We start from the raw sequence: 24029 nt of genomic DNA, 5'->3' as shown, positions 1-24029 counted from the left end.
GTAATCACAGCCTCAGGGCCAGGGCGATGGTTCGGTAGGTGGGGTCGAGCTCTTCTTCCCAGAGGATGTTCTGGAGGACTCGGGCGGCGGTCCAGGCGTGGGCTCGGTCGCGGTCGATGGCGGTGACGTCGAGCATCAGGTCGAAGCGGTCACGGATGGCCTGCTCGAGGTTTCCGGTGGCTACCAGGTCGTCCCAGCGGTTGTGCAGGACCTGGAAGAGTTCGAAGGCTGGGTCGCCGGCTAGGGGTTTGGGGTCGATGACCAGCCAGGGCTGGCGGTCGGCGGCTAGCACGTTGCCGTAGTGGAGATCCCAGTGGAGCAGGCGGTCGCCCGACTCAGGGATCAGTTCGCGGAGCTGAGCGGCGTACCGGTCCGCTAGGCGTTGGTCGGCGGGGTCGTCGAGCTTGAGGTCGGCTGCTTCCTCGACCATCTCGGTGGCGATGTCTTCGAGGGTTCGGACCTCGGGTGGCGCGGGGACGACGATCAGGCGGGCCATCAGCTCGGCGAGGATGCGGGTCGCTTCGACATGATCCGGTACGTCGTTCAGTGTCGCGGGGCGAAGGCGTTCAAGGAGGAGCGCGGCAGTGGCCGGGTCGTCTTCCAGGACCGTGACCACGTCATCGGGCGACCACGTGCGGAGCGCAAGTGCCTCTGACTCGCTCTCGTCGTTTCGAGGCTGGAGCTTCAGCATCGCGGCGGTGCCGTCGCGGCGGACCACGGGGACGGTCAGGGAGGCGGCGCCGTTCTGGAAGTCGTCGGTGCGGGTGAGGTCCCAGCGAGTCAGGTACTCGTCGAGCTGCGTCGGGAGCGCTGCCAGCCACTCGGGGGACTCGTCCTCGTGGGAGTCGATCAGTTGCTGCGGAATCACGATCACCCCGCCACGGTAGATGGCCAGGGCGGACCGCCCCCACTCATTAAGTGCCGATGCGGGCGGTCATCGGACGGTCGTTGAGCGTGAAGAGGCGGCCGCTACGCGAGTTGGTGAGTGGTGGCGGTCCGCTAGGTTCATCCACGTGACTGAGATGGAGCGCCGGCATCGGCGGGTACAGCGCATCGTGGCGGGCGTATACGTCGGGATTCCCGTCGTGCTGCTGGCGATCGTGGCGTTGGTGAGTTCGCGCGGGCCGGCGGCGGGATGGATCGTGTGTGCGGTGCCGGTCGCGATGCTGGGGCTGGGGTTGTATCTGCTGCCGCGACATCGCTATCAGCCGCGGTGGTGGCCCGGAGTCGGCGGGCTGTTCGGCGCGGTGGCGGCGGTGACCGCGGTGGTCTATCCGCTGGTGAACGGGATGTGGTGGGTGACAGCTCTGCTCCTCGGGGTGATCGCCGCGCTCCCGGCGGCGGCCTTCGGGCTGCTGGTCGGGATCCTGCTGGCTCGGCGGGCAAACCAGGTGTTGCTGGTTCCGGTCATGCCCGAGCTGGCGGAATCGCCGTACGAGCTGATGTTCCTGCTCCGCGGGCTGACGCGCGGGACGGTCCTGCTCGGGGCGGACACGATCGAGATCCGCAGTACGCCGACCGCGCGGGGTGAGCACCAGTCGCGGAGTTATCCGTTGAGCGCGATCACGGGGACGTTCGAGGCGTCGCTGAGTGGGGCCGAGCGGCTCAAGTTCCCGATCGCCATCACGGTTGGCGGGACCCCTGGACCGGCAGTGATCCTGCAGGCGTCGGGCGAGGACTGGGTGCTGCCGACGAACGAGGCGGCGATCCTGATCGAGCTGCTGGACCACCGCCGTACCGCAAAAGCCTAACTACCGGCCGCGGCGCGTTCCTTGGCCGCGGTCTCGGCCTTCTCGGCCTGCCAGCCGTCCTCGTTCTTGCCGATCCGCCAGTAGCCGGAGATCGAGACGCGGTCACGCGGCAGGCCGCGATCGTTGAACAGGTGCTTGCGGATCCGCAGGACGAACCCGGCCTCACCGTGCACGAACACCTGCACGTCGCCCTCGGGCAGCGTGAGCCCCTCAACGGCCGCGACCAGGCTGTCCCCCCGGGCCTCGCTGCTCGTGGCACGGTGGAACCAGGTCAGGTCGACGTCACCGGAGCCGCTGAACTTCTGCTCCTCGGTCTCGTCCTCGACCTCGACGAACACCGTCGCCTTCGCGCCCGGCGGCAGCTGCTCGATCGCCGCGCCGATCGCCGGCAGTGCGCTCTCGTCGCCGACCAGCAGGTGCAGGACGGCGGCCTCCTCCGGCGCGTAGCCGCCACCCGGGCCGCTGTACCAAAGGACATCCCCCGGCTGGGCCGCCGCGGCCCACGGCCCGGCAATGCCCTCGTCGCCGTGGTGAACGAAGTCGATCGTCAGCTCTTTGGATGCAGTGTCGAAGCTGCGGACCGTGTAGGTCCGGCTCGTCGGCCACTGATCGGACGGAAGCGTCTCCCGGACCACGCCCAGATCGAGCGGCTCCGGGTACTCGACGCCGGGCTTGCCGAACTGCAGTTTCACGTAGTGATCGCTGGTGCCGTTGTCGACGAAGTCGTCGGCGGTGAGCACCACTCTGATCATGTGGGGCGTGATCCGCTCGGTACGACGGACCACGGCCCGCTGACAGGTGCGGTTACGGCGGGGTGCGGGGGTGGCCACAGCCATGGTCCTCTCGAAGCGTAAGTTAGGTCTACCTAACTCAGGCTAACCCACGCACCCCAACCGTCGGCAAGCTCAGAGTCCGGTGATCGTGAACGGCTTGCTGGTGGCGGCCGCTCCCCAGCCACACTCCGGCACCAGGGCGCGGTACGGGATCTTGCCCTTGTACGCCGGAGTCGCGATCAGCGTGAATCGGCCACTGGCCCGGACAGTCGCGGAATTGACGTTGCGCCACTGCGTTGCGCCGTACAGGCGTTGCAGCCAGACCGCGCAACCCGACGCGATGGTCGCCGAGCCGTTCACGTTGACGAACGTGCCCACCGGCGCGCTGGCCTTCGCCGGGGTGGCCGACACGCTCCGCGGGCGCAGCGGGGCCGAGGGCATTGCGTAGAGCGAGGTGGGATCACCGGGGATGTTCAGGCAAGTGGTCTCTTCGCTGCCGCGGTACTTCACCACGAGCGCACCGTTGGTGTCGGTCTTGGTCGCCGTCCCCTTCCAGCCACAGCCCACCTCCCCCGTCCCGAGGCCGACCGTGAGCCGGGTGCCGTACGGCTTACCGGTCTGCTCGTCGAGGACGCGCCAGGTGGTCGTGTACGGCGTCCCTTCCGGGGCCACCTTCGGGTTGGTCGTCGAGGTGATCTTCGGCTGGTGGCTGCCCTGCACCGCCAGCGTCATCGGGGTCGGCGGCGGCGTCGGTTCGGAGCCCGGGTTCTCCCGGATACCCGCGAAGTTGCCCGCCTCGAATCCCAGGACCTTGAAGGTTCCGTCGGCGGTCGACGGCACGTTGATGTTGCCCTTCCAGGTCCCCTCCGAGACCTTCGCCAGCTCCGCGTACAGATAGTTGGTCTTGAGCACACTGCCGCTGGTCCGCTTCAAGGTCGCGAGCACCCAGGCCCCAGGGAAGTCGCCAGTGACCGTGATGGTCACCGGCACCGTGTTCAGCCCGGCCACGGCGACACTCGTCTTGTTCATGGTGGCAGTGGTGATCTCCGAATCCGGACCGGCCAACGCCGGAGCAGGCGCGAGCACCGCCCCGACCAGCGACACCACGGCCATGGCAAGCAACGTCTTCTTCATCATCAGACTCCTGTGATCGTGAACGGCTTGGTCGTCGACATCAGATTTAGGTGCCCGTGATGTAGAAGGTCTTGCTGACGCCGGCCTGGATCTCGTAGCAGGCGGGAAGCTGGGCCCGGTAAGGGATCTTGCCCTTGTACGCCGGCTGAGCGTTCACGGTGAAGCGGCTGCTCTGACGCACCGTGGCAGTGCCGACGGTCCGCCACGCGGTGGCGCCGTACAGGCGTTGGAGGTTGACCGGGCACTTGTATCCCGACCGCACCGTGCCATTCACCGGTACGACTGTGCCGACCGGAGCGCTGGTCCGGGTCGGGGTGGCGGAGACGATGCCTGGCCGGTTGGGACCGACGCCGACGTTGAGAATCGGGGCCGGTTCGCCGGGGACCATGCCGCAGATGACGTAGCTGCCGGCCGGGTACTTCTTGGTGATCGAGCCGGCGGTGTCGGTCAGCGTCCACGTGGTGAAGTCGCCCTCGACGCACTGGTTGTCCTCGCGCAGCATCACCTTGAGCCTGGTGCCGTACGGCTTGCCGGTCTGCGAATCGGTGATCGTCCACTTGAGCGAGAACGGCGAGTCGAACGGCACCACCTTCGGGGTGGAGGTCACGGTCACCTTCGGGACGTGCACCCCGTTCACCACCAGCGGCGGTCCATCGACAGCGACCGGGTACTCGTCACTGCACTGGGAGCACCCGAGGAAGTAGCCGCCGGCGAGCACCCGGGTCGCCTTGATCGTGCCGTTGACCGTCGACGGCACGTTCACCACTCCCTGCCAGGTGCCGTCGGTCTGCGATCCCGCGATCAGTTTCAGCGGCATCGAGTACAGGTCGTCCTTGGGGCCGCTGCCGGCCACTCGCTCGAAGTTGACGTGGTACGTCTCGTATTCGCTGGGCTTGGCGGTGGCCTTCATCGTGATCGTGACCGGCACGGTGTTCAGTGACGAGACCGCCACACTCGGGCGGCTCAGCACGATCGACTCGATCTTTAGCTGAGGATCGGCCGCCTGCGCCGTCGGCGCGAGCACACCGAGCAGCAACGGAGCCGCCAGAACACTTGCCAGGATTCGCATCAGATCCCCTTGATCGTAAAGGTTTTGCTGACACCGGCCACGAAGTTGTTGCAGACCGGGAACTGCGCGCGGTAGGTGTTGTTGCCCTTGACCGACGGCTGCGCAGTGAGGGTGAAGCGCGCGCTGGTGCGAACGGTCGACGTACCGACAGTGCGCCAGGCGCTGGCGCCGTACAGACGCTGCAGGTTGACCTTGCAGCCGGCGGCGTAGGCGACCGTGCCGTTCACCGGTACGACGGTGCCGACCGGAGCGCTCGTCTTGGCCGGCGCGGCCGTGATGACGGGCACGCTGTCGACCCCGATGGCGGTCCGGTAGAACGGAGCCGGGTTGCCGGGGAAGCCGAAGCAGTACAGCCCCTGGTTCGACTTCTCGTTGATCGTCACCACGCCGTTGACATCGGACAGCGCGGCGCTGAGCATACCGTCGGCGCAAGCGCTTTCGGTCGCGACGAGCGTCTTGAGCTTGGTGCCGTACGGCTTACCGGTCTGCGAGTCGATGATCTTCCACTTGATCGTCACCGGCTTGCCCACCGGTACGGCGGCCGGCGTCGCGGTGCCGGTGACCTTCGGGATGTGCACCCCGTTCACCACCAGCGCCGGCCCGTCGACATCGGCCACCTTGTCGAAGTTGCACTGCGAGCAGCCGTAGGGGTGACTGCCTCCGAGCACCGCGACGGCCTTCATCGTGCCGTTCACCGTCGACGGGACGTTCACCACGCCCTGCCAGGTGCCGTCGTTGATCGTGCCCTTGATCAGCTTGAGCGACGTCGAGTACAGCTCTTTGTCCGGACCGGTGCCCGCCGTCCGGTCGAACTCGACGTAGTAGGTGCTGTAGTCGCTTGTCGTGGTCGAGCCTTCCAGCGTGATCGTCACCGGCACGGTGTTGAGCGAGGAGACAGCGACACTGCCGCGACTCAGCACCAGCGAGTCCACCTGCAGGTGCGGAACGGCCGCCTGCGCGGCGGTCGCCGTACCGAGAGTCATAACCGTCAGCGGGGCTGCGAGGAGCGCCGCGAGCAAGCGTCGGTTGTTCATGCTCCAAGGATGAGGCCTCCGGCGCACCCCACTAGACCAGAACTCAGGTGCCGCGAATCGTGAAGGTCTTGCTGACAGCGGCCTTGTAGTTGGAGCAGGCCGGGAACGACACCCGGTAAGGGATGTTCCCCTTGTACGCCGGTTGGGCGTTCACCGTGAACCGGCCGCTCTGCCGGACGTTCGCCGTACCGACGTTGCGCCAGGCGGTCGCGCCGTACAGGCGTTGCAGGTTGACCGGGCAGTTCGCCGGCGCATTGGACACCGTGCCGTTCACCGGGACGACCGCGCCGACCGGAGCGCTCGTCTTCGACGGCGTGGCCGAGACGACCGTGGGGCGGACGGGGCGGTTGACGAACAGCGACAGGAACGCGGCCGGGGACGGTTCGGCGGGGATCTGCAGGCAGTTCAGGTAGCCGCCGTCGGTCGACCTGTAAGCCTTGGTCACGTAGCCGTTCGTATCGGTCAGGTAGCTCGGGCCACCGAAGCTCTCGACACACCCGTTGTCATTGGCCAGCCAGACCTTCAGCCGGGTGCCGTAGGGCTTGCCGGTCGATCCGTTGATGACCGACCAGCGGATCGAGTAGCCCTTGCCGAACGGGACCGGGTCCGGCAGGACGCGGGCGGTCAGCTTCGGGATGTTGGTGCCGTTCACGGTCAGGACCGGGCCGTCAGTGACCGGGGTCGGATCGGTCATGTCACCACTGCCAGGCGAGAACTGGCCGACCATCACGCCGGTCAGCTGGAACTTGCCGTTCGCCGTCGACGGCGCGTTCACGACACCGCGCCACTTGCCGTTCTGGACGGTTCCCTCGTACTTCGTCAGCGGCATCGTGAACAGGTACTGCAGCTGACCGGTGCCGGCCGAGCGGTGCAGGATCGCCCAGAGCGTCGTACCGGGGCCGGCGTCGGGCCAGGCGTACTTCGCGTCGACCTCGACCGTCACCGGCACCGTGTTGAGTGACGACACCGCGACCGGCGTCGTCCTGATGATTCGCGTCTGCGTGACCGTCAGGTTCGGGTCCGGTGCGGCTTGCGCGGCGGGTGCGCTCAGGACCAGGGCCGCCAGCGGAGTCACCAGGAGCGCCGCCAGTACTCGGGTGCGCATATCAGACTCCCTTGATGATGAAGGTCTTGCTGACGCCGGCCCGGAACTGGTAGCAGGCCGGGAAGGACACCCGGTACGGGATGTTTCCCTTGTACGCCGGTTGTGCGTTCACCGTGAAGCGGCCGCTGCCCTGGTTGACGATCCCGGTGCCGACGTTGCGCCACGCGGTTGCGCCGTACAGGCGTTGCAGATGGACGGGGCAGTGCGACGGCGCGCCGGCCACGATGCCGTTGACCGGCACGATCGCGCCGACCGGTGCGCTGGTCCTGGACGGAGTCGCGGAGACGATGCCGGGGCGACTGACGACCACGCTCAGCCAGCCGTTGGGCGCCGGGTTGCCGGGGAGCAGCAGACAGTTTCCCTGCAGCGCGGCGGAGGCCGGATAAGCCTTGGTGACGTAGCCCTGAGTGTCGGTCAGGGCGTTCGAACCGCCGAAGCTCTCCACACAGCCGCTGTCGCCTTCCAGCGCGACCTTCAGTCTCGAACCGTACGGCTTGCCGGTCTGGCCGTTGATCACTGACCAGCGGATCGAGAAGCCGGTGTTGAACGGGACCGGATCCGGAAGCACCCGGGCGGTGATCTTCGGCTGGTTGGTGCCGTTCACCGTCAGTTCCGGCGGGTTCGGGACCGGGGTCTCGGTGGTCATGCCGCCGCTGCCGGGCCAGAAGGCGCCGACCATCACGCCGGTGAGTTTGAACTTCCCGTTCGCCGTCGACGGTACGTTCACGATGCCACGCCACTTGCCGTTCTGCGTGGTCCCGGCGTAGCGCGTGAGCGGAGTGGTGAAGAGGTACTTCAGCTGTCCCGTACCAGCGGAGCGCTCCAGGGTCGCGAACAACGTCATGTTCGGGTCGGCGTCGGGCCAGGTGTACTTCGCGTCGACCTCGACGGTCACCGGCACAGTGTTGAGTGACGACACCAAAACCGGTGTCGTCCTGGGGATCCTGGCTTCCGTGACCGTCAGGTTCGGGTCCGGGTCTGCCTGCGCGGTGGGGGCGTTGAGCGCCAGGCCCACCAACGGCACTGTCAGAAGCGCCGCAACCACTCGTGTCATCCGCATACTGCAGCGTGCGTCCGGTCCACCCGCGGCGTGAAGAAGCGCGCCGATGTAGTGCGCGATCGGGCGCCGCGGGTGGACCGGAACCGAACTAGACGCCGGTGATGGCGAAACTCTTGCTCACTCCGGCCAGGACCTGGTGGCAGGCGGGGAACTGCACACGGTAGGTGCTCTTGCCCTTGGCCGTGATCTGCGCCGGCAGCGAGTAGCGACCGCTCACTCCCTGCTTGGTACTCCGCAGAGTGCGCCACTGGGTTGCGCCCGACAGCCGCTGCAGGTTGACCGGGCAGTCGTAGGTGAACCCGAGGACATTGCCCTTGACGGCGACCGTCGTACCGACCTTGGCGCTGGTCTTGTCCGGTGTCGCCGCGACGACGCCCGGCCGGTTCGGGGCCAATGCGTAGCTGTCGATCGGAGCCTGCGTCCCCGGGAGTAGCAGGCAGTTCAGCTTGTCGCCGTCGGCCGGGGCGTAGGGCACGACGAGCACACCGGCTGTGTTCGTCTGTACCGCACCCGCCGAGCCCTTGACCGCGGAACAGTACGGGCCCTTGGTCGCCAGCACCTTCAGGCGCGATCCGTACGGCTTGCCGGTCGCGGAGTCGGTGACCTTCCAGGTGATCGAGTACGGCTTGCCGAACGGCACCGGGTTCGCACTGACCGTGCGCGTGATCTTCGGGACGTGCAGACCGGTCACCGCTAGCGAGACCCCGGACACCAGGTCGTTGTCACCAATAGGCGCCTTGGGGTCGAAGACACCGGCTTCGACCCTGCTGAGCTCGAGTGTGCCGCCCTGGATGGACGGGACGTTCACGATGCCCTGCCAGGTGCCATCGGTCCCGGTGCCGTCGATCAGCTTGAGCGGCTCGGAGTACAACTCCGGGCTGTACTGCGGCGAGTCGACGCTGTCCAGCACAGCGAACATCGGCTGCCCCGGCTTGCCCAGCTTGTACGTGGCCTTCACCGTGAGCGTCACCGGCACGGTGTTCAGCCCGGCGACCGCGACCTTCGTCTTGTTGAAAAACGCGGATTCGACCTGCAGGTCGACGGACCCGGCGGACGCCGGGACAGCGCCGAGCGCTGTGCCCACGAAGGTCACAGCGCCCAGTGCGGAAACGATGGTGCGAGTGCGGAACGGCAAGTCAGACTCCGGTGATCGTGAAGGATTTGCTGGACGCCGCGACGTAGACCGAGCACGGCGACATGAGAACGCGGTAGTAGATCTTGCCCTTGTACGCCGGCTGGGCGTTCAGGGTGAACCGGCCGCTGCTGCGGATGTTCGACGTACCGACGGTGCGCCACTGGCTGGCGCCGTACAGACGCTGCAGGTTGACCTTGCACGTCCGGGCCTCGGTGACCGTGCCGTTGACCGGGACGACGGTCCCGACCTTGGCGCTGGTCTTCGCGGGGGCGGCAGAGACGCCGACCAGGAACTTGGTGTCGTCGCCACCGAAGACCACGATGTTGTAGCCCGATTCGATGAAGACGCAGTTCAGCGCCTCGTTCCTGGCGGCCACCTGCGTGCTGACGGATCCGTTCGCATCGGTCAGCGCCGACTGCCCGCCAGGCTCGGCGCAGGTGTTGTCGAAGCCGATGGTGACCTTGGTCTTGGTCAACGGCTTGCCGGTGTCGGAGTCGGTGAGTCGCCAGCTGAGCTTGTACGCCTTGTTCACCGGCACCGGACTCGGTGTCGAGGAGCTGGTGAACTTCGGCTGGTGCGTGCCGGTGACGGTCAAGGTCTGGCCGTCGTACGGGTTCGGCCCGTACATGTCACTTCTCCCGGAGAACACCCCGGTCACCTTGAACGTCCCGTTCGCGGTCGAGGGGACCTCGATCCGTCCGGTCCAAACACCGTCCTGCGGCGTCCCAGCCGTCCGCTTGAGGTCCACTGACAGCAGCCGGGTGGCTTGACCGGTGCCACCGGTGCGGGCGAGCTTGACCACCAGGGTGTACTGCTCAGGATCCGTACCGGTTTCGTTGTACTTGGCCTTCACCGCGACGTCGATCGGCGTCAGCTTCAGGCCGTTCGCCGCGACAGACGTCGTACTGAGCTCGATGTCGCTGATCGTCAGCTTCGGGTCACCGTTGTCGGCGGCCTGGGCCGGCGCCGCGCCGAGAGCGAGAACGAGCAGCGGTACGGCGGCCAGGCCGGCCAGGGTTTTGCGGATCATTCACACTCCCGTGATGGTGAAGGGTTTGCTCGACGAGGCAACGAAGTTGTTGCAGGCCGGCATCAGGACGCGGTACGGGATCTTTCCCTGCGAAGCGGGCGTCGCCGTCAGCGTGAAGCGGCCGCTGTCGCGGACGCGGGCAGTGTTGACCGACCTCCAGGCAGTAGCACCGTACAACCGCTGCAGGTCAATCCGGCAGCGTCCCGGCGGACCGCCGACCGAGCCGGTGACGGGGACATTCGTGCCGACCTTGGCGCTGGTCTTGGCCGGTACGGCGCCGACGCCGCCCAGGCGCTGGACCTGGTAGCCGAGGAACGCGCGGTCGTAGGGGTCGTTCGGCAGCAGGAAGCAGTGCGGAAGCTTCGCATCCGCAGCCTGGTAAGCCCTTGCGATCGTTCCGGTCGGGCTGGTCAGTCCCGGCTGGAACGGTGCGCTCCCGTCGCTGCAGGCCTTGCCGATCCCGGTCAGCGCCCGGATCTGAGTCTCATAGAACTTGCCGGTGTCGGCATCGGTGACCGTCCACTTGATCACGTAAGGCTTGCCGACGGCAACGACCTTCGGCACCTGCAACGCGGTGAGCTTGGGCGCATGGGTGCCGATCACCTTGAGCGTCGGCCCGTCGAACTGGGTCGATTCCGGCGGCGTTCCGGTGAACGGCCGGCCGTAACCGCCGATCGCCACCGCAACGGCCTTGTACGTGCTGTTCTGCGACGAAGTCACGTTCAGCGGACCGGTCCAGGTGCCGTCCTTGACGGTGCCCGCGGTGCGCTTCAGCTCGGTCGAGACCATGAAGTCGACCATTCCGCCGTCCTGCGAATTCAGGAAAACGTGCAGAGTGGTCTTCGCATCAGCCGGGTCGTCGGAGTTGTAGCCGCCCTTGACGGTGACGGCGACCTGCTCCGTGGCCAGGCCGGAGACCGTCACCAACGCCTTGCTGAGCGTGATCTCACTGATGGTCAGTAGGGGGTCGGCGTGCGCCGGAGTCACGCTGAGAACGGTGAAAATGAGTGGAGCCGCGAAAACGGCCGCCGCAAGTCGCTTGAACATCATCAGACTCCTGTGATCGTGAAGGGCTTGCTGGTCGCGAGGACGAAGCGATAGCAGTCCGGAAGCTGAACGCGGTAAGGGATCTTGCCCCGGTACGACGGGGTCGCGGTCAACGTGTAGCGGCCGCTGTCACGGACTGTCGCCGAATTGACGGTCCGCCACTGGGAGGCGCCGTACAGGCGTTGCAGGTTGATCGCGCAGCGAGCCGGCGGGCCCGTGACCGAGCCGTTGACGGCGACGTTCGTGCCGACCTTGGCGCTGGTCTTGGCCGGGATCGCCGAGACACCGCTGAGGCGATGGACAATCGCGTCCGAGATCACGCTCGGGTAGGGGTCGGTCTCCATCACGAAGCAGTTCAGCCAGTTGGCGTCGCCCGGCTGGTATGTCTTCGTGTAGTTGCCTGCGGCATCGGTCTTGATCGGCTGACCGCCACCCTCGGCGCACGGCGAGTCGACACTGACCCAAGCGCTGACTCGGATGCCGAACGGCTTGCCGGTCGCGGAGTCGGTCACGGTCCACTTGATCGAGTACGGCTTGCCGACCGGGACGGTCTCCGGGGTCACCGTGTAGCCGATCCGGGGTGCGTGCGTACCGGTGACGTGAAGCGTCGGTCCCGCGTACGGCGTCGGGTCGATGCCGGTGTCGACGCCGTACGGACCGGCGTCGACCGAGCTGACCTTCCAGGTGCCGTTGGCCGTCGAGACCACGTTCAGCGGGCCGGTCCAAGTGCCGTTCTTCAGCGTGCCGGCGGTGCGCTTGAGCTTCGTCGAGACCACACGGTCGATCTGACCGGAGCCGCCGGTCCGCTGGAGATAGACGTACAAGGTCGTGTCCTGGTCGCGGGGATCGTCGGAGTCGTACCCCGCCTGCACCGTGACGTCGATCGCCGTTGTGCCCAAACCGGACACCGACACCGCCGCCTTACTGAGTCGTACGTCGCTGATGCTCAGTTTCCCGTCCGGCACAGCCCGCGCCGGCGTTCCCCCAAGGATCGCGATCACCAACGGCGCCGCCAACAGCGCCGCGAGGATTCGTCGAGTGTTCACCGCCCCAGCATGGAGCCTCCACCACCGACGACTAGACCGGAATGAGCGGCTGCCGAACTCCGAGAGCACGGCAGCTGCCATCACCTCTCAACCACTCGCGCGGCTAGATCGGCTCGTTCACGTCCGCGACGTGGAATCCGAGGTTCGCGCCGGCCTTCAGCAACTGCCGATCGCCTGAGGCGAAGATGAGATCCTGCTCGCCGATGCTCTCCGCAGACGCACACTGCATCGCGTCGTAGCCGCGCAATGCCTCCAAGAACGTGAGGCCGGCTGCCCTCCGAAGCAGCCTGTTGGTGATCTCGATCATGTTGAGTTCGTTCCAGTAGTCATCGAGCTCACCGAGCGCCTCCGTCTGGCGAGCCTCGGTGATCCGTCCACCGCGGACCGCCTGGGCCAGCGCACCGGCGGTCTCGACGTAGGTCAGTTGCGTCGTCAGAACGTCATCGGCGTCGTCCCACAGCCGACGGCAGACTAGCGAGCTCGCCTCAGGAATCAGGAGCGGAACAAACGCGGAGGTATCGAAGTAGCAGATCATCGGCGCTGCTCCGTTACCAGGTCGCTGACGATGCCGCCCGCCTCGCTCGGAATCCGAGCCGGTCGCTTGGGCTTGAGCGGCGGGCGAACGATGCCGGCCGCGATCAGTTGCTGCAAGCCACTCGGTCCATCGACCGGGCGGATCTGGGCGATCGGCTTGCCGTGGTCGGTGACGGTGATGGTGTGCCCCTCGCGCACGTAAGCGAGGTGGCGGCTGAGTCCGTCTCGTAGCTCCCTGATGCCGATGTCCATCAGATCATCCATTTCCAATGCTGCCGTGGCCACTTTTCCTCCTTTGATACTAGCCACAATTTGTGTCTTCACCCACTGTGACGACACCAAGGGGTGCCTGCGGAGGGCAGATGGCGGGGCAGCTCGGGGCAGATCGCACGCCAAATCGGCCCGGATCAGGCTCGATCCAGGCCGATTGCGGGGCATCCCGGGGCATCCAGGGGCAGATGGGCCCTACGGCCAGATCGACGCGATGTATTCGGGGTGGTCGATGAAGGGGTTTCGGTTGTGTTGGTAGGTGGTGTAGATGACCTCGTTGCGGCGCTTTTCGAAGGCGTCGGGTGGGTCGGCGGCGGCCCAGGCCTTCAGGACTGTGAGTTTGCCGATGGCGGGGGCGCTGCCGTTGTTGACCGAGTTGTTGGGTTCCAGGTTGGCGAAGCCGTCGCCGCCGTCGTAGCGGACGGCCATGTACAGGATCATCCGGGCGACGTCGCCGCGGACTGCGGCGCGAGGGGCGAAGGAGTCGGTGTCGGCGGTGCAGCCGGGGCATTCGGCGACTGCGGTGCCGCCGTTGTCGAAGTCGAGGTTGCCGCGGGCACCGTTCACCGAGACGTCTTCGGGGCGGAGGTGGTGGATATCGGTGCCGGGACCGGTCGCCGTACCGAAGTCGCCGTGGGACTTGGCCCAGACGTGTTCACGGTTCCAGTCGTTGACGCCGCCACCGTTGGTGGTTTTGGACTGCGAGCGGCCGGAGTAGAGCAGGATGACGTTGCTGGTGTTCGCCGGGTCCTGGTCGGTGTCCTTCAGGGCGTTCCAGACCTGGTCATAGGTGAGCTTGGTCTGGTTCGCGATCAGGGTGTGCAGGCCGGACTTCAGCGCGGCGCCGGTCTTGCCCGCGACAGGTGCGTAGTAGTCACCGGGCGTCGGCGGGTCGCCTGGGTCCGATCCGCCACCACCGGTGAAGGCGGTCGCGTCCTTCAATCCTGGATGCGAGAAGTACGCCGCCAGGGTGCCGGTGACGGTGATCTGCTTCCCCAGCAGGCTGGGGTTGCTCTGCAGTCCGTACGACGCGCGGAACGCGGTCGGGATCTGCACGTACAGCATCGCCGACGTACTCGTCTGGCTCGCGGAATCCGCGAGTGCGAGCGCGTAGTCGTTCGGATAGTTGCTGCGGACCACCGTGCTGGTGGCGGTCGGCTGGCCGACCACGTACCCGGTGACTGAAGCAGTAGAGCTGTCCTGCCGGCCGATCGCCGCGGCGACGGTGATCGGGGTCGCGGCGGTCGACGGCGTGATGCCGAAGCCGAACAGCGCGAGGACGGCGGTGAGGATCAGGACCGGGCGGAGCGAGCGGGCCACAGCGACTCCCAGGGCGGTTGGGTGGGTCGCAGGTCAGTTTGCCCGTCCGCGCGGTCCAGCGAAACGTCTCACCGCCTGAAGATTGCCGGACGATCCGGCAAACGTCACGGCAACTGCAACCGCCCGACCAGTTGGGAGTCGCCGGTTGTCGGCAGGTGCACCGAGAACGAACCAGCTGGCTGCTTCCACGACGCGCACCCCTGGATAGTGACCCGAACGGTCGAGGTGTGCGCAGCACCCGGCTTCAGTACAACGTTCTTCTGGGCAACGGCTTGCACGCTCCCGACGCGTGACTCGAATCTTTGCTCCGGGCTGAAGTGGAACAGCGCAGGCGTGTTTTTCGTGTACAGAGTGACCTTCGAGGTGTTCGTGACCGTGACCTCGACGGTCCCGGACCAGGCGAGCTCACCGGTCGGCCGCATCGTCTTCTGGGTCAACGCAACCTTCCGGCCGGCAACTGTCGGCTGACGCGCGTACTCCACCTTGCAATCCTTCGCTTGGAAGGTCGGCAACGCAGTCGGCGAGCCACCGCTCACGGGAGCATCCGAAGCACCCGGCAGTACGGCGTACGCGGTGACTGCGAGGGTGGTCACGGCGGCGGCGCTGCCGACGCCGACCGCGGCTGTGCGGACGCGGCGACGGCGGCGGATGGTCGGGATCAGCGCACTTCCGTCGACGCTCACGTTCTCGGCTTCGGCGGCGGCGCTGCGGAGCAAATCTTTGAGATCGGTCATGACAGGGTCTCCTCGGGTACGGCGAGTTGGTCGGCGAGCTTGGCGTGGGCATCGGCCAGGTGGCGTTTGACCGTGCCTTGCGCGCAGCCGAGCTGATCCGCGATATCGGGGACAGTGAGGTCCTCGTAGTACCGGAGCACCACACACGCTCGCTGTTTCGGCGACAGCGTGGCCAGGGCCCGCCGTACGACGTCTGTCAGCAGGCGATCCTCGTCGTGGTGCTCGACCGGGTGGACCAGCAGGTGTCGCTTGGCTCGCCACAGTCCCGCTCGACGGCGGCCGTCGACGAACTGGTTCAGCATCGCTCGCCGTACATAGCCCTCGAGTTGGCTGACGTCGTTCCCGACGCGCATCCGGCTGAAGACTCGCAGCAGAGCGTCCTGGACCAGATCCGCAGCGGCCGCGGACTCACCGGTCAGGAGGTAGGCGTACGCCCGTAAAGCGCCGCCGCGTCCAGCGAGCAGTTGCTCGAAGGATCGTTCCCAATCCGCCATCCCGCACCCGTTCTCTCGGTTCAGCTTTCGAAGACCAAGACGATCCAGGGTGCCCGAGCGTTGGGGGCAAGACGGTAGAAGCTTGAGTCGGTGGGGCGGTGAACGAGTGAGTGTCGTTCGCCGCCCCACCTAGGCAGCTGGACCCCCATCAGGCCGCGGCTCTCACCGCGGGCTGCTAGCCCAACCACCAGTGAGGTGCCACTGGCGGGCGGTACCTCACCGTTTCTGAGTACGGAGGCGTCCCCTCCGTCATGGCGTGGTGCGGACGCCGTTTACGGACCGTACTCAGAACGGCACAGGTTGTCCATGGGCAAAACTGCCATCTCATGGTGCGACCCGGTAGCTGTCTCAGCAGGAAATGTTGTCCTGGTGCACCGTGCCTGCGGAGCGGAAGTTGTTCACGCGTGTGGTGATCTGGGCAGGTGTCAAAGTTTCGTTCTTCGCGTAGTAGACCCAGTCGGCCGACTGCACGTAGTTGCTGGTGCCGCCGGAGTGGGCAGCCAGGTCGATGAACCACAGGTTGTAGTTCAGCGTCATCGGCCGCCGCGGGTACACGTTGTGGCCGGCGTCGTCGGTGGTGTGGTCAGCGGCCAGCGCACCGTCGATGTAGTACTTGACGTGACCGCCCGCGACGACCGTGACGAGGGTGCGCCAGCCGGCGTGGCTGAAGTTGCGCGCGGTGCTCTTGCGCCAGCCGTCGAACGGGTCGACCTGGTAGGTGTTCCAGCTGGTGATGAAGTTGACCGGACCGGTCTCACCCCAGCCGCCGTTCGGCAGGTACTCCGAGATGTCGAGCTCCGAGTACGTCGGCTCCCAGTCGCGGTCCAGCGGGGAGATCGTGTAGAAGGTCTGGTTGATGTGGTCGCCGTCGTTACCTGTGGTCGGGGTGTCACTGAACTTGAACCGGGTCGCATAGGTGCCCTCGAAGAACCGCAACTTGTTCTGCTGGACCTGCGCCTGGGTGGTGCCACCGGTGGTGCCGTTGGTGGCAGCCTTGAGCTGCAGCGACTTCTGGCCGTCGACGGTCGGGAAGCTGACGTTCGCCGCGGTCCAGGTGTTCGGAATACCCGGGCCACCGGCGCCGCTGCGAACGCTCCAGTCGTGACCGGTGAAGTTCGGGTCGGTCCGCGAGGAGTAGTTGAAGTCGTCGAAGAGCGCGCCACAGGCGGGCGCCTTGGCGACCGCGTCGGGCCGGGCGCTGGCCGTGGTGGCGGTCCCGGCGGCCAGAGCGGCCAGTACGACGGCAGCGGCGACGATACGGGTTTTGCGCGATCGAGTCATCGGAAGTTCACAACCTTCGGGTCTTGGGAGGGCGATCTGAGACCGAGGGTGGTCTATCCAATTGGTAAAGTCAATGCGTAATGCAGGTTCGGAAGTGCGGTCTGGGGTTTACCACTGGTAAGATTTCGAGATGCGACGGACCGAAGCGCGCGACCAGCTCCTGCGGCTGATCGAGGAGCGGAATCCGGGGGAGCCACTGCCCTCGGAGCGGATGCTGAGCGAGTCGCTCGGCGTCTCCCGGCCCACGCTGCGCGCCGCACTGGACGATCTGGCCCGCGACGGCCTGATCACCCGTGAGCACGGCCGCGGCACCTTCACCAACGCGCGCCGGATCCACCAGGCGCTCGAGCCGACCGCATCCGGCGACTTCCAGGCACCACTGGCCGAGGGCTCACCGTGGCCCAGCCGCCTGCTCAGCTTCGAGGTCGGCCCGGCCGGCGCGCGGCTCGGTCAGCGGATGGAGATGTCACCCGGCGACGAGTTGGTCACCGCGGTCCGGCTGCGGTTGGTCGACAGCGCGCCGATGTGTGTCGAGAAGATCCGGATCCCGGCCGTCTTCGTCCCCGGTATCACCGGCCGCGACTTCGAGCTGGGTTCGCTGTACGGGCTGCTTCGCACGCGGTACGACGTTGCCCCGAAGGACGCCGTACAGACGGCTGAGCCGACCGTGACGGACGCTCAGGAGGCCGAGATCCTCACCGTGCCACTGCATTCGCCGGCACTGCTCTTCGAGCGGACCACGCGCAACGCAGACCGCGCCGTGATCGAGTACACGCGCTCCATCTATCGCGGAGACCGGTACAGGATCACGACGCGGCTTACTTTTGACTGACTAGCCCTTCACTGCTCCGGCGGCGACACCCGAGGTGACGCGGCCCTGGAGGACCAGGAAGATCAGCAGGACCGGGAGCATGAACAGCGTGGCCGCGGCCATCGTCGCGCCCCAGTCGGTGCCGAAGGTGTTGCTGAACGACGAGAGCCAGACCGGCAGCGTGCGCTGGTTCTGCTCCTTGATGATCAGCAGGTTCGCGAACGCGAACTCGTTCCACGCAGTGATGAACCCGAACAGCGACGTGGACAGCAGCCCCGGCGCGAGCAGCGGGAAGACGATCCGCCGGAACGCCTGGAACTGGTTGCACCCGTCGACCTGCGCCGCCTCTTCGAGGTCCGGCGGGATCGCGTTCAGGAAGCCGCGCAGGGTCACGATCGTGAACGGCAGCGTCATCATGAAGTAGATCAGCGTCAGCATCGGCAGCTTGTCGAGCATGTCGGTGTCCCGCGAGATCACGTACATCGGGATCAGCAGTGCTTCCCACGGCGTCATCTGCGCGACGAACACCATCACGATGAACGCCTGCCGGCCCTTCCACTTCAGCCGGGCGACCGAGTACGCCGCCAGGCACGCGACGATCAGGGCGAGCAGTACGCCGGAGATCGCGACGAACGCCGAGTTCCGCCAGAACAACCAGAAGCCGTCGGCATGGATCGCCGTACTGAAGTGGCTGAAGGTGATGTTCGTCGGGAAGAACGACGGGGTTTCGGCCTGGATGTCCTTGGTCGGCTTGAAGGCCGTCAGGATCATCCAGTAGACCGGGAAGACCGCGAAGGCGAAGACACCCAGCGCGATGAGGTTGAGGACGATCCGCTTCGGCTTCACAGTTCGCCTTCTTCCTTGAACAGCTGCCGGAAGTAGGCAAGCAGTACGACGGTCAGCAGCAGCACGGTGACCATCGAGATGGCCGCACCGAGGTCGTACCGGTTCAGCGACTGCGCGATCTGGTAGGCGTAGACCGGCAGGGTCAGCGTGGCGTCACCCGGTCCGCCCTGGCTGATCACCCAGATCTGCACGAAGCTCTTGAAGACCCAGATCACCTCCAGGCACAGGATCAGCCCGAACATCGGCCGCAGGATCGGGAAGGTGATCAGGCCGAACATCCGGATCGGGCCGGCGCCGTCCATCGACGCCGACTCGTAGATCTCCTTCGGCACCGTGGTGATCGCGGCGTACAGGGTCAGCGCCGCGAACGGCACCGACTGCCAGACGATCATGATCACGATGATCGCGAACGTCGACGTACCGTCGGCGAACCACGCATAGCCCTCGAACTGGGTGAAGCCGAGCTGGACGAGCACCCAGTTGACGACGCCGAGCTGGGACTGGAACAACCACTGGAACACGGTCGTTGCCGCCAGCACCGGAATCGCCCAGGCCAGCACCAGGCCGCCCATCACGAGGAAGCGCATCCACTTGCCCAGGGCATCGATCAGCAGGGCGACCAGAGTGGCCAGCACCATGATCAGGACAACGTTGATGGCGGTGAAGGCGAAGGTCCGGCCGACCACTGCCCAGAACTTGTTGTCGGTGAAGATCGCCTGGTAGTTGTCGATGCCGACGAAATCGGCACCGCCCCGGATCAGCTGCGCGATCCCGAACTTCTGGAACGAGATGATCAGGTTGCGGATCAGCGGGTAGAGCAGCAGGTACGCCATACCCAGGATGGTTGGCGCGATGAGCAGGTAAGGGAGCACACGCGGGCGCCCCCGCCGGGCCCCAGCCGAAGGTTTCTCGGCTGGGGTGGCGGGGGCGGTCCGCTCGGCTTGAGCGAGAGCCACGATCTACTTTCCGCTGTTCAGTGCCTCGGTGATGATCGCGTCGGCCGCTGCGGCCGCCGCGGCCGGGTCACCGCCGGTGAGCACCTTGGTCAGGTACTCCTTGATCGGGTTCTTGGCCTCGACCGCTGCCCAGTTCGGCGAGTTCGGCGTCGCCTTGCCGTTGGCCGCACCGGCCGACATCGCCGTCGTACCCTCGTCACCGGTGACCTGGGACGCCAGCGCCTTGCGGTTCGGCACGTACTTCATCGACTTGGCCAGGTCGACCTGCCACTTCTCGCCGGCCAGCTCCTTGATGAAGGTGTAGGCCGCGTCCGGAGCGTCGGACGCCTCCGGCACGATCAGGTCCGAGCCACCGGTGAAGACCGCTCCCGGCTTGTCGGCGGTCTTGCCCGGGATCGGGAAGAAGCCCAGCTTGTCCTTGAGTGCCGGGTTCGCCTGGACGATCAGCTCGGCAGCACCCGGTACGGCGATCATCTGCGCGACCTTGCCCTGCGCGAACACGTCGGTCTGGGTCGGCTTGGCCTCGTCGGAGTCCTTGGGGCCCTTGCCGAGCGCCTGGATCTGCTTGTAGAACTCGACACCCTTGAGCGCCTCGGGCGAACCCAGTGCGCCCTTCCACTTGTCGCCGTCCTGAACCGCCAGGTCGCCGCCCTCGTCCCAGATGAAGCCGGACAGCACGTAGAAGTTCTGGCCGGGCAGGTAGATGCCCTGGTTGCCGCCGGTGTTCAGCTTGGCGGTCGCCGCCAGCCACTCCTCGCGGGTCTTCGGCGGGGTCTTGACCCCGGCCGCCGCGAACAGGTCCTTGCGGTACACCACGACCCGGTTCGCCGCGTAGTACGGAATGCCGAACTGCTTGCCCTCGTACTTGCCGGGGCCGGCCAGACCTTCGATCCAGTCGTCGCCCTGCAGGTCGCTCTTCTTGTCGGTCAGGTCCCGGACACCACCGGAGGCCGAGTACTGCGCGACCTGGGTGTTGCCGACCTCGATCACGTCCGGCGCGTCCTTACTGGCCAGCGCGCCGATGATCTTGGCGCCGATCCCGTTCCACTCCTGGATCTGGACGTTCAGCTTGACGTCGGTGTGCTTCGCGGCGAAGTCGTCGGTGAACCGCTTCAGGAAGTCGTCCGAGACGCTCCCCTTCATCAGCCACACGTCGATCGTCTTCGGTCCGGAACTTGCTTCGTTCTTGTCGCCGGACCCACACGCCGCGATGGCGGTGAGGGACAGGGCCGCGACAGCAGCCACGGCAAGCGAACGGAACTTCATGGATCACCCCTGGTATGAACCTGTCCTGCAGAAGCCCTGAGAATCGCGCAGTCCTCGCTGACCGGTCAATAGTTCAGAAGTGTCCGTTACTATTCCGTGAGAGCGCGTTCGCGCTGGAATCAGCATGCCCAGATGACTAAACCGCTCAAGTTGCGCAGCTGAGGTTGCGTCCTGTGCAACCAGACCACTTACGCACCTGGTGATGCCAATTAACGAACCAGTTGGCTCAGTACGGCGGCTGCGACGCCCGCGTCGGTGGCTCCGACCCCAGTGAGATCGGCGACCGAACGGGAGTGTTCTCCGCTTGGTCGTCCGTCGCGGAGTACGGCGCCCACCGAGATGTCCGCGTCCTCGTTGATCACGCCGGCGCGTACGGCGTTACCGAAGTCGCCGTGGTGGAGACACTGCGCGTGGTCATCGGTGGCGACGAGCGCCCGGGCGAACACCTCGTGCGGCAGCTCGCCCTTTCCCGGCATGTCAGTTCCGACCCCGGTGATGTGCACAGCAGCCCAGAACGCTTCCAGCGGAAGTGGCTCACGCGCAGCAGTCGTGGTGATGACGCAGGGCGCACCGGTCAGCCCGTCCGGTGTCGCGTGCACACCTTCTATGGCCAGCGCTGCGCACAGTCGCTCGACAGCCTCCGGGCGACGGCCCCACACCTTCACGCGGTTCACCGGGCGCAGTTCGCGCAACCACAGCACCTGCAGCAGCGCCTGCTCACCAGTGCCCAGTACGGCGACCTCATCGATCCCACTCGGCGTCATGGCGTCGGTGATCAGCGCCCCCGCGGCCGCCGTACGCCATGCGGTCAGTTTTCCCTCGTCCGCGAGCACTGCGGCCGGCTGGCCAGTCGTCGCGTCCACTGCGAGCACCAGTCCGTTGTTGACGGAGCCGAACGTGCTCGCCACCTTCACTGCGAAGTACGGCGTACCGGCGATGTGACCGGCCTTCACATGCGTATCCCCGGCGTACTGGGGGAACTCGAGCACCATCGGCGCCGGTACTGAGGTCCGGCCCTCCGCATGAGCGATCAGTGCGGCCCGCATTGCGTCGAAGACGACGGCGGGCTTCGCGGCCGCGCTGATCTCCTCCAGCCCGAACACCTTCATCTGGCATCCAGCCACTCGGACCAGACAGCGAGTGCCGGACCGGGATTCAGCCGTCCGAGACCGATGCGGAAGCGGTCGGTCGGCGTGGGGGTGAGGTCAGAGCGGTAGATGCTTGCCGGCAACAGCAGTACGCCGGTCTGCTCGACCAACTCGGTGGACATCGTCTCGACACCGTCCGGACCGAGGTAGCGCGGGTAGGTCACGCATCCACCGTCTGGAGCGGTGAACTCGAACAGCTCCGGGTAGCGGTTGAAGAACTCGGTGAACAGCGGCAGGTTCTCGACGATGATCGCCCGGTTGCGCGCCAGGATCTGGTCCCGCGCGCGGAGTGCGATCAGTGCGAGCACTTCGCTCGGGGCCGAGTTGCAGATCGTCGTGTAGTGCTTGGCGCGTTCGAGCCTGTCGAGCACGCTGCGGTCGCGGCAGGCGATCCAGCCGATCCGCAGGCCGGGCAGGCCGTACGCCTTCGACATAACGTTGAGGGACAGCGCCGTACCGGACAGATCTGTTGCTTGAGGCAACGGATTGTTCTCGAGGCCACGGTAGACCTCGTCGGAGAACAGCATGATGCCGCGCTCTTCACACAACTGCACCAGCCGTCGCCACTCGGTCAGCGAGGGGACCGCGCCGGTCGGGTTGTTCGGGAAGTTGACCGAGACCATCCGCGTGTTCGGCCGGAGTGCGCGCTCGACCGCGTCGACGTCGAGTGCCCAGCCATCCTCGGGCCGCAGCGCGACTCCGCTCACCTCGGCGACCGATAGCGGGACCGTCTCGGCGGCCTGGTAATTCGGCGTCAGGACGACGAGGTGGTCGGTGGGCTCGAGCAGGGTCTGCATCGCGACATAGATCCCCTCCTCCGCACCAGCGAAGCAAAGGATGTCGTCAGGCTGCACCTCGTCGTACGTCGCCGCAATGGCCTCCCGCAGCGCAGGCAGTCCGCGCGTCTCGGTGTAGCCGAGCGCGAGCGACTCCCAGCGCTCACGACCGTCGTCGTCGGCCAGTGCGAGCAGCTCGGACATCGTGAGCGTCTGCGCGTCCGATGCGGTCAGGTGGTATTGCGCAGTGAACTCCCAGCGCGCGAAGTGGGTCTCCAGCCGGAAATCAGGCAGGGTCGGCATGCGGCTCCTTCCGGGCCTCGGCAAGCAGTTGGTAGAGCGCAGACCGCGACACCTGCAGCGCACGAGCCACCACCGGTACCGACTTGCGCTGACTGAGCACCCCGGCTTTGTCCAGCCGACTCAACAGCTCTAGGCGGTCAGACCGGCTCAGCCGCTCAACCGGTACGCCGCGCTCTTGCACGTAGCCGGCCACGAGCTCATTCAGCTTCTCGGTCCAGTCGTGCTCAAAGAACGCTTTTGGCTGGGCGGAGATTGGGGCCGCGAACGCCGCGAGCAGGCGACTGGCGGACTCGAAGGCGGTGCGGTCGACATTCACGCACAGCACATATTTCGGTTCGCCGGTGTCGTCTCGCAGTACGGCGCTCACGCTCGACAGGCGACGGCCGTCTGGCAGCACTTTCGGGTACGGGCCGTAGGCGTCTGTGGCGGTTGCTGTGAGCTCGTCGAGCTCTCCGAGCAGTGACGGGTCGCCGGGGACTCGTCCGGAGAGCGGGTTCCAGATTGCGGCGATCTGGTCGGTTGCTGAGTCGTGGAGGACGACCTCGGCGTGGGGTGACAGGAGTCGCGCCAGCACCTCGCCGATCGGGGCGAGTTGTTCGGGGGTCATCTTTTGGACTTTACGTCCAGTTTGGATGTTGCGTCCAGTGTTCTTTGGTTGCTCCGATTGGTCGCCGCTCCGGACAAGCCGGGCACGTTGTCTGTGGCTGGTCGCCGCGGCGGCCGCGTTACATAAAGAGCTTGGCTGGGCCCGGCGGGTGGTTGAGGTACTGGCGAGGTCGGTGATCGCGCTCGCGCCGATTGAGGTGCTCGCTATGGTTGCGGCCGGTTGTGGGGATGCCTGGAAGGTGACCCTTGCTGGTGGTGAAAGGCGCTGGCAAGGAGGCGTGGGGTGCTGCCGTGCCCGGCTGCCGCGCTGGTGGCCCTTTTTTTGTCGTTGCGCTGTCCTGTTGTCGGGGGTCTGTGGGCTGGGTGGTGGGCTTGAACAAGTAATTACCTAATAAGAGTTATCGGGTCGCCCGTCGGGCAGACTCGGACTGGTAAGCCGCTGGTGGGTGAGCACTTCTATTACCTGGACCTGTGAGTCTTGGGGACAGAGCGTGCCCCTG

At 66.3% G+C, this 24029-nt stretch carries 25 protein-coding genes; 2 read left to right on the top strand and 23 right to left on the bottom strand.

Going from position 1 to position 24029, the window contains the following annotated elements:
• Positions 1-4: 4 nt before the first annotated feature.
• Positions 5-874, bottom strand: a complete 870-nt coding sequence (locus tag E1263_RS23325) for an aminoglycoside phosphotransferase family protein (protein ID WP_132170828.1) — start codon at positions 872-874, stop codon at positions 5-7.
• Between the two features lie 139 nt (positions 875-1013).
• Between E1263_RS23325 and E1263_RS23320 the strand changes: the two genes are divergently transcribed.
• Positions 1014-1751, top strand: coding sequence for a hypothetical protein (locus E1263_RS23320; RefSeq protein ID WP_132170826.1), 738 nt, complete (start codon positions 1014-1016; stop codon positions 1749-1751).
• On the opposite strand, the gene E1263_RS23315 is transcribed toward E1263_RS23320, so the two are convergent.
• The 16 genes from E1263_RS23315 to E1263_RS23240 all read right to left on the bottom strand — a co-directional run bounded on the left by E1263_RS23315 (position 1748) and on the right by E1263_RS23240 (position 16817).
• A complete protein-coding gene (locus E1263_RS23315; RefSeq protein ID WP_132170824.1) occupies positions 1748-2587 on the bottom strand; it encodes a siderophore-interacting protein in 840 nt (279 codons plus the stop codon). The genes E1263_RS23320 and E1263_RS23315 overlap by 4 nt on opposite strands.
• A 69-nt stretch (positions 2588-2656) precedes the next feature.
• Positions 2657-3658: a hypothetical protein gene (locus E1263_RS23310; protein WP_132170822.1), complete on the bottom strand. Its 1002-nt coding sequence runs from the start codon at positions 3656-3658 to the stop codon at positions 2657-2659.
• A 46-nt stretch (positions 3659-3704) separates the two neighbouring features.
• Positions 3705-4727 carry a hypothetical protein gene (locus E1263_RS23305; RefSeq protein ID WP_132170820.1) on the bottom strand — a complete coding sequence of 341 codons (1023 nt, stop codon included), beginning with the start codon at positions 4725-4727 and terminating at the stop codon, positions 3705-3707.
• Positions 4727-5761, bottom strand: a complete 1035-nt coding sequence (locus tag E1263_RS23300) for a hypothetical protein (protein WP_132170818.1) — start codon at positions 5759-5761, stop codon at positions 4727-4729. Before E1263_RS23300 ends, E1263_RS23305 begins: the two co-directional genes overlap by 1 nt.
• A 43-nt stretch (positions 5762-5804) precedes the next feature.
• Entirely contained in the window at positions 5805-6866 is a 1062-nt protein-coding gene (locus E1263_RS23295; RefSeq protein ID WP_132170815.1) for a hypothetical protein, read from the bottom strand.
• A gap of 1 nt (position 6867) precedes the next feature.
• Positions 6868-7920, bottom strand: a complete 1053-nt coding sequence (locus E1263_RS23290; protein WP_132170814.1) for a hypothetical protein — start codon at positions 7918-7920, stop codon at positions 6868-6870.
• Positions 7921-8014: 94 nt separating this feature from the next.
• The gene (locus E1263_RS23285) at positions 8015-9061 is read right to left on the bottom strand and encodes a hypothetical protein (protein WP_132170812.1); all 1047 of its coding nucleotides are present in this window, start codon (positions 9059-9061) and stop codon (positions 8015-8017) included.
• Position 9062: 1 nt separating this feature from the next.
• Positions 9063-10091, bottom strand: a complete 1029-nt coding sequence (locus E1263_RS23280; protein ID WP_132170810.1) for a hypothetical protein — start codon at positions 10089-10091, stop codon at positions 9063-9065.
• Positions 10092-11138: a hypothetical protein gene (locus E1263_RS23275; RefSeq protein WP_132170808.1), complete on the bottom strand. Its 1047-nt coding sequence runs from the start codon at positions 11136-11138 to the stop codon at positions 10092-10094.
• A gap of 2 nt (positions 11139-11140) precedes the next feature.
• Complete coding sequence (locus E1263_RS23270; protein WP_132170806.1) at positions 11141-12184, bottom strand: hypothetical protein; 1044 nt, start codon at positions 12182-12184, stop codon at positions 11141-11143.
• 103 nt (positions 12185-12287) lie between these two features.
• Complete coding sequence (locus E1263_RS23265) at positions 12288-12719, bottom strand: type II toxin-antitoxin system VapC family toxin (protein ID WP_132170804.1); 432 nt, start codon at positions 12717-12719, stop codon at positions 12288-12290.
• Complete coding sequence (locus tag E1263_RS23260) at positions 12716-13003, bottom strand: type II toxin-antitoxin system Phd/YefM family antitoxin (protein WP_238161449.1); 288 nt, start codon at positions 13001-13003, stop codon at positions 12716-12718. The genes E1263_RS23265 and E1263_RS23260 overlap by 4 nt, the downstream gene beginning before the upstream one ends.
• Before the next feature lie 180 nt (positions 13004-13183).
• Positions 13184-14308, bottom strand: coding sequence for an endonuclease (locus E1263_RS23255; protein WP_238161445.1), 1125 nt, complete (start codon positions 14306-14308; stop codon positions 13184-13186).
• Positions 14309-14412: 104 nt separating this feature from the next.
• Positions 14413-15042: a hypothetical protein gene (locus tag E1263_RS23250; protein WP_132170802.1), complete on the bottom strand. Its 630-nt coding sequence runs from the start codon at positions 15040-15042 to the stop codon at positions 14413-14415.
• On the bottom strand, positions 15039-15536 hold the full coding sequence (locus E1263_RS23245) for a SigE family RNA polymerase sigma factor (RefSeq protein ID WP_132170800.1): 498 nt from the start codon (positions 15534-15536) through the stop codon (positions 15039-15041). The genes E1263_RS23250 and E1263_RS23245 overlap by 4 nt, the downstream gene beginning before the upstream one ends.
• Positions 15537-15884: 348 nt before the next feature.
• Complete coding sequence (locus E1263_RS23240; RefSeq protein ID WP_132170798.1) at positions 15885-16817, bottom strand: glycoside hydrolase family 16 protein; 933 nt, start codon at positions 16815-16817, stop codon at positions 15885-15887.
• Between the two features lie 130 nt (positions 16818-16947).
• Here E1263_RS23240 and E1263_RS23235 point away from each other — a divergent pair, with 130 nt between their 5' ends.
• Positions 16948-17649 carry a GntR family transcriptional regulator gene (locus tag E1263_RS23235; RefSeq protein WP_132170796.1) on the top strand — a complete coding sequence of 234 codons (702 nt, stop codon included), beginning with the start codon at positions 16948-16950 and terminating at the stop codon, positions 17647-17649.
• Here the strand turns inward: E1263_RS23235 and E1263_RS23230 are convergent, their stop codons facing one another.
• From E1263_RS23230 to E1263_RS23205, 6 genes are all read right to left on the bottom strand, one after another.
• Positions 17650-18474 carry a carbohydrate ABC transporter permease gene (locus E1263_RS23230; protein WP_202869008.1) on the bottom strand — a complete coding sequence of 275 codons (825 nt, stop codon included), beginning with the start codon at positions 18472-18474 and terminating at the stop codon, positions 17650-17652.
• Positions 18471-19307 (bottom strand): carbohydrate ABC transporter permease, encoded by an 837-nt coding sequence (locus tag E1263_RS23225; protein WP_238161444.1) that lies wholly within the window; start codon positions 19305-19307, stop codon positions 18471-18473. Before E1263_RS23225 ends, E1263_RS23230 begins: the two co-directional genes overlap by 4 nt.
• 126 nt (positions 19308-19433) lie before the next feature.
• Entirely contained in the window at positions 19434-20696 is a 1263-nt protein-coding gene (locus E1263_RS23220; RefSeq protein ID WP_132170794.1) for an extracellular solute-binding protein, read from the bottom strand.
• A 209-nt stretch (positions 20697-20905) separates the two neighbouring features.
• The gene (locus E1263_RS23215; RefSeq protein ID WP_132170792.1) at positions 20906-21805 is read right to left on the bottom strand and encodes an ornithine cyclodeaminase family protein; all 900 of its coding nucleotides are present in this window, start codon (positions 21803-21805) and stop codon (positions 20906-20908) included.
• The gene (locus E1263_RS23210; RefSeq protein ID WP_132170790.1) at positions 21802-22923 is read right to left on the bottom strand and encodes an aminotransferase class I/II-fold pyridoxal phosphate-dependent enzyme; all 1122 of its coding nucleotides are present in this window, start codon (positions 22921-22923) and stop codon (positions 21802-21804) included. The genes E1263_RS23215 and E1263_RS23210 overlap by 4 nt, the downstream gene beginning before the upstream one ends.
• Positions 22907-23530, bottom strand: a complete 624-nt coding sequence (locus E1263_RS23205; RefSeq protein WP_132170788.1) for a helix-turn-helix transcriptional regulator — start codon at positions 23528-23530, stop codon at positions 22907-22909. The genes E1263_RS23210 and E1263_RS23205 overlap by 17 nt, the downstream gene beginning before the upstream one ends.
• Positions 23531-24029 lie beyond the last annotated feature (499 nt).

Source organism: Kribbella antibiotica (genome assembly GCF_004349055.1).
Classification (GTDB): domain Bacteria; phylum Actinomycetota; class Actinomycetes; order Propionibacteriales; family Kribbellaceae; genus Kribbella; species Kribbella antibiotica.
This window is presented reverse-complemented; position numbering and strand designations above follow the sequence as displayed.